General features: G+C 62.1%; 11 protein-coding genes. 4 read left to right on the top strand and 7 right to left on the bottom strand.

All coding sequences use genetic code 11. The features are described from left to right. Window positions 1-270: 270 nt before the first annotated feature. From EOS_RS43390 to EOS_RS01705, 4 genes are all read right to left on the bottom strand, one after another. Window positions 271-711 (bottom strand): helix-turn-helix domain-containing protein, encoded by a 441-nt coding sequence (locus tag EOS_RS43390; RefSeq protein WP_053063718.1) that lies wholly within the window; start codon window positions 709-711, stop codon window positions 271-273. A 120-nt stretch (window positions 712-831) separates the two neighbouring features. After that, window positions 832-1,050, bottom strand: coding sequence for a hypothetical protein (locus tag EOS_RS01715; protein WP_047844872.1), 219 nt, complete (start codon window positions 1,048-1,050; stop codon window positions 832-834). A gap of 609 nt (window positions 1,051-1,659) precedes the next feature. Further along, entirely contained in the window at window positions 1,660-2,883 is a 1,224-nt protein-coding gene (locus EOS_RS01710; RefSeq protein WP_047844871.1) for a hypothetical protein, read from the bottom strand. A 377-nt stretch (window positions 2,884-3,260) separates the two neighbouring features. Further along, a complete protein-coding gene (locus EOS_RS01705) occupies window positions 3,261-3,797 on the bottom strand; it encodes a GNAT family N-acetyltransferase (protein ID WP_326972889.1) in 537 nt (178 codons plus the stop codon). Between the two features lie 297 nt (window positions 3,798-4,094). On the opposite strand from EOS_RS01705, the gene tcuC reads away from it, so the two are divergent. Beyond that, window positions 4,095-5,393, top strand: coding sequence for an MFS transporter (tcuC, locus tag EOS_RS01700; protein ID WP_047844869.1), 1,299 nt, complete (start codon window positions 4,095-4,097; stop codon window positions 5,391-5,393). An 81-nt stretch (window positions 5,394-5,474) separates the two neighbouring features. Here tcuC and EOS_RS01695 read toward each other — a convergent pair whose 3' ends face one another. Continuing rightward, window positions 5,475-7,337 carry a tetratricopeptide repeat protein gene (locus EOS_RS01695; RefSeq protein WP_047844868.1) on the bottom strand — a complete coding sequence of 621 codons (1,863 nt, stop codon included), beginning with the start codon at window positions 7,335-7,337 and terminating at the stop codon, window positions 5,475-5,477. 127 nt (window positions 7,338-7,464) lie between these two features. Here EOS_RS01695 and EOS_RS01690 point away from each other — a divergent pair, with 127 nt between their 5' ends. The 3 genes from EOS_RS01690 to EOS_RS01680 all read left to right on the top strand — a co-directional run bounded on the left by EOS_RS01690 (window position 7,465) and on the right by EOS_RS01680 (window position 10,654). After that, on the top strand, window positions 7,465-7,794 hold the full coding sequence (locus EOS_RS01690) for an ArsR/SmtB family transcription factor (RefSeq protein WP_047844867.1): 330 nt from the start codon (window positions 7,465-7,467) through the stop codon (window positions 7,792-7,794). Continuing rightward, window positions 7,795-8,853, top strand: coding sequence for a cation diffusion facilitator family transporter (locus EOS_RS01685; protein WP_047844866.1), 1,059 nt, complete (start codon window positions 7,795-7,797; stop codon window positions 8,851-8,853). Between the two features lie 67 nt (window positions 8,854-8,920). Next, the gene (locus EOS_RS01680; RefSeq protein ID WP_047844865.1) at window positions 8,921-10,654 is read left to right on the top strand and encodes an FAD-dependent monooxygenase; all 1,734 of its coding nucleotides are present in this window, start codon (window positions 8,921-8,923) and stop codon (window positions 10,652-10,654) included. Window positions 10,655-10,658: 4 nt separating this feature from the next. Here EOS_RS01680 and EOS_RS01675 read toward each other — a convergent pair whose 3' ends face one another. Beyond that, window positions 10,659-10,907 carry a formate dehydrogenase subunit delta gene (locus EOS_RS01675; RefSeq protein WP_047844864.1) on the bottom strand — a complete coding sequence of 83 codons (249 nt, stop codon included), beginning with the start codon at window positions 10,905-10,907 and terminating at the stop codon, window positions 10,659-10,661. Window positions 10,908-10,909: 2 nt separating this feature from the next. Then, a complete protein-coding gene (gene fdhF, locus EOS_RS01670; RefSeq protein WP_047844863.1) occupies window positions 10,910-13,822 on the bottom strand; it encodes a formate dehydrogenase subunit alpha in 2,913 nt (970 codons plus the stop codon).

The following is a 13,822-nucleotide window of genomic DNA, read 5'->3' as shown; positions in this document are numbered from 1 at the left end:
CCGGGCACTGAGGCTCACGCTCCAAAATCGGCAACCAAGGCAAAAGCCAAACCTGCCCGCTAGACCCCCTCCTGAGCGGTCGGCTTCGCCTTGGGTTCGCAAGCACACCGGCCGCTCGAGCAGGGGGAATGCGCGGGCATTTGTTCAGTTGCTTCAGCATGCGTCTTGCCGGGAGCCAGATCAGCACGACACTGGCCAGCGCGAGACCCTCGGCGGCAGCCTCGACTCCATGTGACGACAGATTCGCCCACCCTGTGGCGACCAAGCCCATTAGAAGATGCCCCAGAGACGCACCGCGCCTTCATCGGCCGCCACGCCGCCCTTCGCTTCAGCTTCCCCGAACATGCGCACCAGGTCAGCCGGCAACGCCGATTCGCGGGGCTTGAGCATCAGCACCACCTCCATGTCGAGTGCATGCGCATAGTTCACCATGGTTTCCATCGACGGTCCTAGCGTGCCGCCGCCCGTCTCAATCCGGCTGATTTCCGACTGTAAGATTCCGCTTGCCTCCGCCTGCTCGGCCTGGGTCAGGCGCCGTTTCTGGCGGGCTGCGCGCAATATCCGCCCCACCTGCGGAGCAAGCAGCGACAGCCGCGCTTCCGGATCCTTCTCCAGCTTGTCCATCCTGGCCCGGTATACACGGGCAGTCTCGGGTTTGGCCAGAGCGCGCGCCTTGAATTTCTCAAAAACGCTCGACGATTCTTTTGACATAGAAACCTCCTTAACAACGTGCGACGGCGTTGCTCATTGCCCGCTTCGCCCTGCTGTCTATACTCTGAATGTGCATCGTGGGCACGGGTCCAGCCAATCCTGTAACGGTGAACACCAACGTCAGTGAGTAAAGGGGTAGCCACCTACGCGCCGGATATACAGCGGGGACCAGTCGCGGCAGAATGTCACGGGGAACTCCCCGGGTTCGAGCCCTGTTTTAAGCCCCCAGTCGATGCTGACCAGCAGTTCCGTTGCGAGCACTTCCCATCTGGGAGCATTCATCCGGGCGTCCAGTTCCGCCTCGGCTTTCGCGTGGAACGAGTCGACGAACCACGCCATGTGGCTTTCTCTTTCATTATTGGTTATTTCCGATATTTTTCAAGTTCCCAGAACTCGCCTGTATCGCCATGGCATGAAAGGACCGGTACCGGGTAAGCTTCTCGCGCCTTGTCCGGCACGGTCAGAACGTCCAGCAAGGGACCATAGGCCCGCTCACTATATTGCACCAACCGTTCCGACGATCCCGGCGACATGGAGAGCCGGACAGCTTACCCGCGACTGGTCAGCGGAAGGCAACCTCTCACCTGACTGCGCCTCGTCCGCATAACCAGTAGCCAATATCGGGCTGCTCTGCAGCGGCGTTTCGCACCGATCACCGGGCGCGGGCGACTGCCTGTAACAGCTAACCGCATGCGCACGTTTAAAGACATCCCGCTATGTCGGGCAGCGCTTGTTTGCCTGTGGAGGGACGGCGCAGTCGGGCCACCCGTCGAAGCAGGAACCCGACGAGGCGACTCAGGCCGCATTGGTCTGAGCGCAGTAGGAATCCCCATCCTTCAGGGCGGCGAGGACGTCAATGGGTATCAACCGCTGGCTATCGGCTATCGGTGCATCGTGCCTCGCTCGTTTAGAAAACGAGCTGTACGATGCCGCCATGAGGCGTGCCGGTCACTTCGAAAATTGCGAGGGCGTGTCGGTGACGCGGCGCTGGCTCAGGCCTGAATTCGAGCTGGGTGTATCGCTGGCGCTGGAGCGCTGTGACGGGAGCGACGCCGGTTCTCTGGGCGCCGCGCGGACTGGCTCGCGTGAGGCGCCGCTGTTGTCATCGAGCACGGCGGAGTGCGCGAGCATGTTGTACATATCGGTGACGCTAAGCGATGAACTCCCCGTGTTCGCGCGTGTGTCCTCGCGGCTGAGCGTGCGGCGGCCAGCCGATGCGAGCGGGGTTTCATGCCCGGCGCTGCGATAAACCGGTGCGCCCTGATACTGATGGCCATGCCGCCGATGAACCACCTCGTACCGATGCGCATCGCGCTTGCTTTTCGCTTTGGCTTTCGAGCCATTGCGTTCCACCGTTTGCGCAATCGTCCGTGGTTTGGTTGCACCGTCTGACACAGTATTGGGTGTTGCGGACTGGCCATGGCTGGCGATCGTGCTTGTGCTCTCCAGTGGCTTGCTGCTTCCACTGGCTCCACTGACAACGATGGGCTTTTGCACCGCAGGCAAAGCAGCAATCGTAGCCGTCGCCGAAGGAGCAGCAGACGTAGCAGAAGTAGCAGAAGCGGGGGAAGCCGAAGCAACCGCCACCGTTGCGCTCGAAGCGCCCGATGCATGAACTGTTTCAGAATCCGGCATCGGTTTGACCACTGGCGTAGCACTCAGCACAAGCTTGGGCTTTTGCGTTTGCGCATCCTGATGGCCGATTTTCGTACCGAATAACGCCCACGCGATAAACGCAGCGCACGCGAGCGCAATCGCACCGCCGGCAAGCTGCTTGCGATGATCGTGATTAGCAACCGGCGCTTTCACGTGATGGTCGTCGGGCGCGGTGAACGGCTCGAATGCGAAGGGCGCCGGCTCGACGGCTTGCGGTGTTGCATTGGCGGGAATCGGGGGAACGCGTGGCGAGGCGTGATCGATTTCATCGTTGCGTTTGAACTTGCCCCAGAGACTGGCCGGCGTATACGGGAAACGATCGTTGCGAAGAGAAAGCGGGCTGACATAGGCAGCGAGGAAACGAGCCGCGTAAAACGGTATTTCGTATTCGGTCAAAGCAGCACGCACGCTGGTCAGGGTCCACTCTTCACCATAAATGGCGTTGGGCATACCGGCCAGCGGGAACAGCGTTGGCAGAAGCAGATCGCCTTGTACAACGACCAGAGGAGCATCCATCTTTTCTCATTTCCGAAAGCAGGCGTCAGGACTGCTCAACGAACGAACAAGCGGGGCAGCCGTGTGGACGTCGCCCGCCAATGGTATGGGCGTACGTCGACGCGCCGGGCACTGAGGCTCACGCTCCAAAATCGGCAACCAAGGCAAAAGCCAAACCTGCCCGCTAGACCCCCTCCTGAGCGGTCGGCTTCGCCTTGGGTTCGCAAGCACACCGGCCGCTCGAGCAGGGGGAATGCGCGGGCATTTGTTCAGCGGACGCCGCCCGGCTGTGCGGATGCGCGCTGTTGCAGCCGGCGTACGGGCGCGTACGGGCGCGTACGGGCGTTGAGCGAGATTACTCCGACGAATCTCCGAGCGCAAAAATAAACGCCGGGGCGTCAGCCGATCGGCAGGACATAACGGAGCGCGATGATATCGATGCCGCCCATTGTGTCGTTTTCGCGACCGGCCAATCGCCATCCGCGAGACTCATAGAAGCCGATGGCCGCAACGTTCGGCTCGAGTACAAACAAATGCATGCTGGCCGCGCCGCGATCACGCGCCCATTGCGCGGCGATGGTGAGCATGGCGGTGCCGAGGCCCGTGCCTTTGGCGCCGGGAAGGGCGTGCAGGTTGTCCACGAGCACGCTGCCGTTGTCGTCGGGCGCGGCCAGACAAACAAAACCGATCGGCCGATCATCTTGTATAGCGATCAATACCTCGCCCGCGCCCGCAGCCAGTTCCTCGAATCGTTTATTCCAGTGCGCTTCACGTTCGGCTGACATCTCGCGATCAAGAAAATCGTCCGGCAAGATTCCGCGATACGCGGATGCCCAGCTTTGCGCATGCATTGCGGCGATGAGCGGCGCGTCGGCGGAAATCGCCTGCCGCAGCGTGAAGGGCCACGAAGTGGTAGAGGTTGTCGGCTGAAACATGGGCATATGTAAGGCAAAATTAGGGTGTTTTTAGGCGGATATACGCGACGTTGCAAGTAGGCGAATTTCATTTTCCCGCTGTAACATTGACGTCGTGCATGGTTCCGGCGTTCCTATGGTTAACCCTTCTTTTCGGTTTTCCAGCGTGCTTTCGCATCGTTTTGAGCAATTTTCGCCGGTTAAAGCACGGCGAAGCTTACACAGGCATCCGGAGTAGTGCTACCGGGTCGTCGTCAACATTCGGTCGATTCACAGTGCATCAGCAGTGAAATGCGGCCACCGTTTTTAGAGATAGTCATGTCCACCCCGTCACATTCAACGCCCGCGAACGAGTCGAAGGCGAAGTCGGTGTTTCGCGTTGTCAGCGGTAACTTCCTCGAAATGTACGACTTCATGGTCTACGGCTATTACGCCTCGGCCATCGCCAAGACGTATTTCCCGAGCGGTAACGAGTTCGCCTCGCTAATGCTCGCGCTGTCGGTGTTTGGCGCCGGCTTCCTGATGCGCCCGATCGGCGCCATCGTGCTTGGCGCGTACATCGATCATCACGGGCGGCGCAAGGGCCTGATCCTCACGCTCGGCCTGATGGCTGTCGGCACCTTGCTGGTCGCGGTGATTCCGGGGTACGCGACCATCGGCGTTCTCGCGCCGATCATCGTGCTGCTCGGGCGCTTGCTGCAAGGCTTCTCGGCGGGCGTGGAACTTGGCGGCGTCTCGGTGTATCTCTCCGAGATCGCGACCAAGGGCAACAAGGGCTTTTATTGCTCGTGGCAGTCCGGCAGCCAGCAAGTGGCTGTGGTGTTTGCCGCGCTGATCGGTGTGACCATGAGCCGGATCCTGCCGCCTGAGCAGATGACTTCGTGGGGCTGGCGTGTGCCGTTCATCATCGGCTGCCTGATCGTGCCGTTCCTGTTCATCATTCGCCGTTCGTTGCAGGAAACTGAAGAGTTTCTCGCACGCAAGCACCGTCCGAAGATGGGCGAGATCATGAAGTCGATGCTCTCGAACTGGGGCGTCGTGCTGGCCGGCATGGGCATGGTGATCATGACGACCGTGTCGTTCTACATGATCACGGCCTATACGCCGACCTTCGGCAAGGAAGTGCTCAAGCTTTCTTCCATCGATGCGCTGGTGGTGACGGTGTTCGTCGGCCTGTCGAACCTCGTGTGGCTGCCGCTTTCCGGTGCGATTTCCGACCGTGTCGGACGCCGCCCGGTGCTGCTGTTCTTCACGATCCTGACCGTTCTCACGTCGTATCCGGCGGTGCAGTGGCTGGTTGCCGATCCGTCGTTCCTGCGTCTGCTTGGCGTGGAATTGTGGCTCTCGTTCCTCTACGGCAGCTATAACGGCGCGATGGTCGTGGCGCTGACCGAAGTCATGCCGGTCGAAGTGCGTACGACGGGTTTCTCGCTGGCGTACAGCCTCGCGACGACGATCGGCGGTTTCACACCGGCCATCTCCACCTACCTGATTCACGCGACCGGCAACAAGGCGGCGCCGGGCGCATGGATGGGCCTCGCTGCGGTCTGCGGTTTGATCGCGACGCTGGTCCTGTATCGCTCCACGGAAGCGCGGAACCAGCACAAGACGGCCTGATAGTGCGGGCTCTGAAACTAAAAACCCCCTCGCCGCAGCGAGGGGGTTTTTGTTTGGGCGCTCAACGTTGTCTAGCCCGCTTTACGAAGCGCCGATATCGCCAGCCACCCGTTCGATCATCGTTTCCCACGCGCCGGGTTGCGGTTGCCGGAACAAGCGTGCTTTCGGATACCACGGGGTCGATGCGGTATCGATACCCCAGCGCCAGTCCGCGGCGAACGGCAGCATCAGCCACAACGGTTTGCCCAATGCGCCGGTCAGGTGCGCGACGGCCGTATCGATGGAGACCACGCCGTCCAGCCGATCCACGATCGCAGCGGTATCGGCGAAATTTTCAAGCTTGCCTTCGAGACGCTGGATGAAGCGGGCGCGCGGATGCTTGTCGAGGAACGTGCGTTCTTCGTCCGTCAGCGTGGGCTGCAGCACGATCCAGTCGATGCCTTCCAGCTTGAAGAAAGGTTCGAGCAGGCCAAGTGGCGCCGAGCGTGTCTCGCTTGGCTGAATGCGTCCCGACCACGCGATTCCCAACTTGCGTTTGGACTGGCCGCCGAGCGAGCCGCGCCACTTCTTCCGATACGCCGCGGGCACCACGAGATAGGGCGCGCGCGAGGGCACCATGTCGGCATTCGATATACCCAGTGCAAGCGGCAGGCTCAGCAGTGGCGAAAAAGCATCTGCATCGATGGGCGCTGCCTCATTGACGTTGGCCGTGCTCTTGAGCGTCACGCCCGCCGCGTGCGCTGCCGGCTCCAGCAGCGCGACGAGTTCCGGCTGTACTTCAAGCACGATCTGCCCGACGAGCTTCGCCGCGAACGGCACGAAGCGGACGAACTGCAAGGTATCGCCGAAACCTTGTTCCGCGAGAATGCGCAGCGTCTGGCGCGGCAGCGGTTCACCTTTCCAGGCTGGGAGAGAGGGCAGCGTAATGCTGCCCGGTGTGCGCAGGCGCCATTCGTAGGCGGGCAGGCCGCGCGCGTAATCGCCGAGGGCAAGCAGCGTTAGCGCCCGGTTCAGATTCGCGGCGATCAGGCCAGGATCGAGCCGCAAGGCTTGATCGAAGGCGCGCAGCGCGGGCTTGTGCGCACCGAGCGCGAAATGCGCATTGCCGAGCCCGAGCCAAGCGACGCCGTACTTCGGATCGAGGCCGACGGCGCGCTCGAATTGTGGCAACGCCTCCTCGTGTGAGCCGATGGCGGCGAGCGCGTGCCCCAGGCCGAAGTGCGCAGGCGCGAATTGAGGTTGCATGCTCAGCACTTTCTCCAGCACTGGCACGGCTTCGAGCGGACGGCCGGCGGCATCGAGGAGATTGCCCAAGTTGAAATGCGCGGCGACATAGTTCGGTTCTGCGGCAATGGCGGCGCGGAACTGGTCGATCGCGCCGTGAGTGTCGCCGAGCGCATTGAGCGCCATGCCAAGATTGTTGTGCGCGCCCGCGTGGCCCGGCCGGATCTGCAGCGCGCGGTGGAACGCCTTTGCGCCTTCTTCGTAGCGGCGCATGCCGAGCAGCGCATTGCCGAAATTGTTCCAGGTTGCCGCGTCCAAAGGTTGCAGGCGCAGCGCTTTTTCGAAGGCATCGGCGGCGTCTTCGTGGCGGCCCGCCGCCGCGTACGCATTGCCGAGGTTGTACTGCGCAAGCGAAAAACCGGGTTGCAGATGCAGCGCGTTGCGGAACCGCTCGATGGCGTCGTCGATCCGGCCCAGCGCTTTTAGCGCGTTGCCAAGATTGAGCTGCAAGCCGGCGTCGGCGGGGCGCAGGTCCACCGCGCGACGCACCAGTTCGGCCGCTTCCGCGTGCTGGCCCTGTTGATGGCGCAGCACGCCGAGCAGATGAAGTGCGTCGACATGGGAAGGCTCTGCGGCAAGCGCGGCCTGATAGTCGCGTTCCGCTTCGGTTAGACGGCCATCGCGATGCGCCGCGAAGCCACGCGCAAAAACTGTATCCATTGAGGAAGATCGAATGCAAACGCCTCATTTTTACACACGTTCGCCGCCGATCCCGATTTTTGCATTGACGCACCCGGTTTCACTTCTGTAACATGTGAACACCTGTTCATATGTTTGCTGATCTATCTTGTCTTCTCCTTTTGTCGCAACCGATGAGCGCGTCGTTCCGCTTGCCGACCTGTTCCGCCTGCTGGGCGATCCCACGCGGCTGCGCATTGTGCTCACGTGTGTCGACCGGCGCCGCGCGGTGGGGGCGATCGCGGAATCGCTCGGGCTGTCGGCGTCGCTCGTCAGCCATCACCTGCGTTTGCTGCGGGCGGCGCGAATCGTGCGCGCCGAGCGCGAGGGCAAGCAGGTTTTTTATCTCGCCGCCGATAACCACATCAGCGCCATGTTGGCCGAATTGCTCGAGCACGTTGCCGAGCCGCAAGCCGACTTCCGACCGGATAACGAATAAATGGAACCTCAATCGAAGCATCAGCACGAGCACGCGGATGAGCATGACCCCAAGCACGACGACCATGACCACCAGCACGAGACGGGTCACGCTCACAACCACGAGAAGGGTCATGCTCACAACCACGGCGCCGGCGGCCATCATCACCATCAGGCGCCACAAGCCGGCCAGGGCCGCACGTTCGCGATCGCGGTCGGGCTGAACCTGCTGATCGTGGTCGTGCAGGCGGTGTACGGTTTCATCGCCCATTCCACTGCGCTGCTCGCCGACGCCGGCCACAATTTGTCCGATGTCCTTGGTCTGCTCCTCGCCTGGGGTGCCGTCTGGCTCGGCACGCGCAAACCGTCGGAACGCTATACCTTCGGACTAGGCAGTTCATCGATACTCGCTTCACTCGCCAACGCCGCGCTGCTGCTCTTCGCGTGCGGCGCGATCATGCTCGAAGCCGTGCAGCGCCTGCTCAATCCGGCGCCGGTTGCGGGCCTCGACGTGTTCATCGTGGCGACGCTCGGCATGGTCGTCAACGGCTTCTCGGCGTGGCTCTTCATGCGCGGCAGCAAGGAGGACCTGAACGTGCGCGGCGCTTTCCTGCACATGGCCGCCGACGCCGCCATTTCCGCGGCAGTCGCCGTCAGCGGTCTCGTGATCCTGTTCACGGGCGCGAGCTGGCTTGATCCGGTGATGAGCATTCTCGTGGTCGGTGTGATCGTGGTGGGCACGTGGGGTCTCGGCCGCGACGCGATGCGGCTCGCGATGGGCGCGGTCCCGCCTGGCGTGGACAAGCCGGGTATCGAACGGTATCTGGCGGGTTTGCCGGGCGTGACCGACGTTCACGATCTCCATGTCTGGGCACTGTCCACCACGGAGAACGCGATGACCGCGCATCTGGTGATGCCGCAAGGCCATCCCGGCGATGTATTCGTGGACGCCATCGTGGTGGCCCTGCGCCGCGATTACGCGATGAACCACGCCACGCTGCAGGTGGAACGGGGCACGACCGAGCATCGCTGTGCGCTGCACGAACGCTCGCCGGCAACGCCTCAGGCGCACACGCATTGACTTAAGCGGTCGTTGGCGCGAATCGACCGGCGTACACTTGGCACTGTGAAGTTTGAGGGAGACGCGCATGCTTGCGCAGAAGCCGAATCGACACAAAGTCCTCGATGTGCCGCCGGTTCTGATCGCCGGCGCTGGTCCGACGGGCCTCGCCGCCGCCATGAGTTTGTCGCGTGCCGGCATACCCGTGCGTCTTATCGATAAAGCCCGCGAACCCTTGCCGTGGTCGCGCGCCATCGGCATCCAGGCACGTACGCTCGAGCTTTTCGAGCAGCATCGGCTGGTTGAACCATTTCTCGAACTTGGTCACCGGGGTCGCGTCGCCAACCTCTATTCGAACGGCCAGCGCCTCGCGCGGCTCGATTTCGATCCTCTGCAAACGCGTTATCCGTATCTGCTGTTCCTCGATCAAACCGTCACCGAACGCCTGATGACGCAGCATCTTGCGTCGTTCGGCGTGCACATTGAACGCGGCGTGGAATTGACGCGCTTTCGGGAAGGCTCAGCGGGGCTGGAGGCGGCGCTGCGGCACTCGAACGGAGCAGAAGAATCGGTGCGTCCGTCGTATCTGATTGGGGCGGACGGCGCGCACAGCACGGTGCGCCATGGTCTTGACGTCGAGTTCACGGGCAAGACTTTCGAACAAACCTTCCTGCTCGCCGATCTCCTCGCCGACACTGAATGGCCCGACGACGAATTCCATATCTTCGCGTCCGGCGAGGGTCTCGCCACCTTGTTTCCGATGGGCGGCGGCCGGGTGCGCCTGATCGCGGACAAGCGCGTGACATCGACATCGACGTCGAGCGCGCCGTCAAACGATGCCGCGGAAAGCCTGAAAAAAAACGCAGTGCCCACGTTTGACGAATGCCGCGAGATTATCGAGCGGCGCATTCATCATCGCGTAAGCGCGAAAAGCCTCGGATGGTCATCGTATTTTCATCTGAATAACCGCATGGCCGACCAGTTGCGTTCAGGCCGCGTTTTTCTCGCCGGCGATGCCGCGCATGTCCACAGTCCGGCCGGCGCACAGGGCATGAACACGGGCATTCAGGAGGCGTTTAATCTCGGCTGGAAGATTGCGCGGATGCTGGCGGGCGTTGCGCCCGATCGCTTGCTCGATACGTATCACGCCGAGCGTCATCCGATCGAGCGTGAAGTGCTGCGGCAATCCAGTTTCATGACGCAGATGGCCGCCGCCGAGCACGGGCCGATGAAGCTGCTTCGCGATCACGTGATGCCGGCGTTATCGGCGATTGGCCCATTGCGCGATGCCGCGCGGCGCACGCTCAGCGAGCTGTCGGTTCAATACCGGCGCAGTCCGCTCACGCTGGATCGTTCGCTCGACGGCGGTCCGCGTGCGGGTGAACGCGCGCCGGACGCGTGGGTGCATGTCGTCGATGGGCCGCTCGGACGCGCGCCGGGTGTGGGCTGTCTTTTCGATCTCCACGATCCCGCGTGTTTCTCGTTGTTCTTGCTGGTGAAGCCATCGCCGGAAGACGATATCGCGCTGGCACCGGCGACGCTCACCGTCGCGCATGCTATGCGCGATAAGGATCTGGATGAGTTGGCCGTAGCGGTGGAAGAGGTGTTGCCAAATACGGTGCGCGTGTGGCGCATCACCGATAAAGAAGGTGACGGCACGCGTTCGCTCACCGATGCGTATGGGCGCACGCGGCCGTGTTTTTATCTCGTGCGCCCAGATGGATATATTGCGGCGCGAGGGCGCGCGCCGGCGGATACGCAAGCGCTGTTGCGGCATTGTGAAACGTGGTTCGGTTCGACGCAGCCGCGGGGGGAGGGGTGAACGATCACGCGACCGGCGCGGCCGCCGGCGTCAACGTCACCCGATGTTTCGTCAGCGCTTCCAGCACGATTGGTTCGAGCGCGGCAACAACGCCCGGATCATCCAACCCGTTAAGCAACGCGATCCTCATCCGTGGCGCCCAGAACCGGTGAATGTGATCGGCGACACTATCGAGCGCTTCCGGGCGATCGGGCATCGAATCGAAAAATTCACCGATCTGGTTCGCCATTTCGATCAGGCTGTTCACATCCATGATTATTTCCCCGACGACGTGACAGCCGCATCACGCAACTGGAGAAACTCCAACTGCTGCGTGTTGAAACGCGAATAATCCTTCTGCCATTGCGACGGTTGTTCCACTGGCATGACCTGCACCGCCGTCACCTTGTACTCGGGGCAATTCGTGGCCCAATCGGAGGAATCCGTGGTGATCACGTTCGCGCCGGATTCAGGGAAGTGGAACGTCGTGTACACCACGCCCGGCTGCATCCGTTCGGTGATCTTCGCGCGCAGCACGGTCTGCCCGGCACGCGATTCAATCCCCACCCAATCGTCCGTCTTGATCCCGCGCTCCTCGGCATCGTGCGGATGAATCTCCAGCCGGTCCTCGTCATGCCAGCGCGAATTTTCCGTGCGCCGCGTCTGCGCGCCCACGTTGTACTGCGACAGGATGCGGCCCGTCGTCAGCAGCAGCGGGAATTTGCGCGTGACCTTCTCGGGCGTCGCGATGAACTTCGTGATCACGAAGCGGCCTTTGCCACGCACGAATTGATCGATGTGCATCGTCGGCGTGCCATCCGGCGCTTGCGCGTTGCACGGCCACTGGATGCTGCCGAGTTCATCGAGGCGTTTGTACGACACGCCGGTGAACGTGGGCGTCAGGCTCGCGATCTCGTCCATGATCTGCGACGGATGCGTGTAGTTCATTTCATAACCGAGCGCGCGGGCAAGCTTGATCGTCACCTCCCAGTCGGCCAGACCGGGCAGCGGCGGCATGACCTTGCGCACGCGCGAGATGCGGCGTTCTGCGTTGGTGAACGTGCCGTCCTTTTCGAGGAACGATGAACCCGGCAGGAACACGTGTGCGTACTTGGCGGTCTCGTTGAGGAAGATGTCCTGTACGACGATGCATTCCATCGACGACAACGCCTTCGCCACGTGCTGTGTATTCGGATCGGATTGAACGATATCCTCGCCCTGGCAATAAAGGCCCAGGAAGCTGCCGTGCACAGCGGCGTCGAACATGTTCGGAATGCGCAGGCCCGGTTCCGATTGCAGTTTGACGCTCCACGCTTCTTCGAACAACGCGCGCACAGCCGCGTCGCTGATATGACGGTAACCGGGCAACTCGTGCGGGAACGAACCCATGTCGCAGGAACCCTGCACGTTGTTCTGACCACGCAGCGGATTCACGCCCACGCCTTCGCGGCCGACGTTACCCGTTGCCATCGCGAGGTTCGCGATACCCATGACCATCGTCGAACCTTGCGCATGTTCGGTCACGCCAAGGCCATAGTAGATCGCACCGTTGCCGGCGTTCGCGTAGATGCGCGCGGCTTCGCGTACCGCTTGCGCCGGCACGCCGGTGATGGCTTCCATTGCTTCGGGCGAGTTTTCTTCAAGGGCGATGAAGTCGCGCCATTGCTGGAACGCGCGCGGATCGCAGCGTTCGGCCACGAAATCTTCCTTCACCAGGCCTTCGGTCACGATCACGTGGGCGAGCGCGTTGACCATCGCGACGTTCGTGCCGGGCCGCAACGCCAGATGATGTGACGCCTTCACGTGCGGCGTATCGACGATATCAATCCGGCGCGGGTCCACCACGATCAGTTGCGCACCTTCGCGCACCCGGCGTTTCAGCCGCGATGCGAACACGGGGTGGCCATCGGTCGGATTCGCACCGATCACGACGATCACGTCGGCTTTCTCGACCGACGCAAAGGTCTGCGTTCCCGCCGATTCGCCCAGCGTCGTCTTCAGGCCGTACCCGGTCGGCGAGTGGCAAACGCGGGCACAGGTATCGACGTTGTTGTTGCCAAACGCCGCGCGCACGAGTTTCTGCACGAGGTAGGTTTCCTCGTTCGTGCATCTCGACGATGTAATCCCGCCGATCGAATCCACGCCGTGCTTGTCCTGGATGCGCCGGAATTCGCTGGCCGCGTAGGAGAGCGCTTCGTCCCAGCTCACTTCGCGCCACGGATCGGTGATCTTGGCGCGGATCATCGGCTTGGTGATGCGGTCCTTGTGCGTGGCGTAGCCCCATGCAAAGCGGCCCTTTACGCACGCGTGGCCGTCGTTGGCGTCGCCGTTCTTGTTCGGCACCATGCGCACGACCTGGCTGCCTTTCATCTCGGCTTTCAATGAACAGCCGACGCCGCAATACGCGCACGTCGTCGTGATCGAATGCTCGGGCTGGCCGAGCATGATGACGGTTTTTTCCTGCAGCGTCGCGGTCGGGCAAGCTGCCACGCACGCGCCGCACGAGACGCATTCCGATTCCATGAACGGCTGGCTTTCGCTCGCGGCAACGCGCGATTCAAACCCACGCCCCGCGATGGTCAGCGCGAACGTTCCCTGCGTTTCCTCGCACGCGCGCACGCAGCGATTGCAGACGATGCACTTCGACGCGTCGTACGTGAAATACGGATTCGACTCGTCCTTCTTGTCCTTCAGGTGATTGGCGCCTTCGTAGCCGTATCGAACCTCACGCAAGCCGACCACGCCCGCCATGTCCTGCAATTCGCAATCGCCGTTGGCGGGGCAGGTGAGGCAATCGAGCGGGTGATCGGAGATGTACAACTCCATCACGTTCTTGCGCAGCGACTGCAGCTTGTCCGTCTGCGTACGCACTTTCATGCCGGCTTCAACGGGCGTCGTGCACGACGCCGGATAACCGCGCTTGCCTTCGATTTCAACCAGGCACAGGCGGCACGAACCGAACGGCTCAAGCGAATCCGTCGCGCAGAGTTTCGGCACGTTGACACCGGCCTCGATCGCCGCGCGCATCACCGACGTGCCGGCCGGCACCGTGACGGATGTACCGTCGATGTCGAGCGTCACGTCGATGTCGGCATGGCGAAATGGCGTGCCGTAGTCGGTCTCGTCGAAGGGATCGCGCAGTTTCGTCTTGCACGCGCAATTGCCGGAACCGCAGGATGAGTTGGACAT

The sequence above is a fragment of the Caballeronia mineralivorans PML1(12) genome (assembly GCF_001028175.1).
GTDB classification, from domain to species: domain Bacteria; phylum Pseudomonadota; class Gammaproteobacteria; order Burkholderiales; family Burkholderiaceae; genus Caballeronia; species Caballeronia mineralivorans.
Note: the sequence above shows the minus strand (reverse complement) of the source record. Positions and strands in the feature narration are given on the sequence as shown.

Coding starts and splice junctions, on each gene's coding strand:
- EOS_RS01710 (WP_047844871.1), bottom strand. CDS start 2,883: ATGGATGCTCCTCTGGTCGTTGTACAAGGCGATCTGCTTCTGCCAACG.
- EOS_RS01680 (WP_047844865.1), top strand. CDS start 8,921: ATGCTTGCGCAGAAGCCGAATCGACACAAAGTCCTCGATGTGCCGCCG.
- EOS_RS01695 (WP_047844868.1), bottom strand. CDS start 7,337: ATGGATACAGTTTTTGCGCGTGGCTTCGCGGCGCATCGCGATGGCCGT.
- EOS_RS01705 (WP_326972889.1), bottom strand. CDS start 3,797: ATGTTTCAGCCGACAACCTCTACCACTTCGTGGCCCTTCACGCTGCGG.
- EOS_RS01715 (WP_047844872.1), bottom strand. CDS start 1,050: ATGGCGTGGTTCGTCGACTCGTTCCACGCGAAAGCCGAGGCGGAACTG.
- EOS_RS43390 (WP_053063718.1), bottom strand. CDS start 711: ATGTCAAAAGAATCGTCGAGCGTTTTTGAGAAATTCAAGGCGCGCGCT.
- tcuC (WP_047844869.1), top strand. CDS start 4,095: ATGTCCACCCCGTCACATTCAACGCCCGCGAACGAGTCGAAGGCGAAG.
- EOS_RS01675 (WP_047844864.1), bottom strand. CDS start 10,907: ATGGATGTGAACAGCCTGATCGAAATGGCGAACCAGATCGGTGAATTT.
- EOS_RS01685 (WP_047844866.1), top strand. CDS start 7,795: ATGGAACCTCAATCGAAGCATCAGCACGAGCACGCGGATGAGCATGAC.
- fdhF (WP_047844863.1), bottom strand. CDS start 13,822: ATGTCCAACTCATCCTGCGGTTCCGGCAATTGCGCGTGCAAGACGAAA.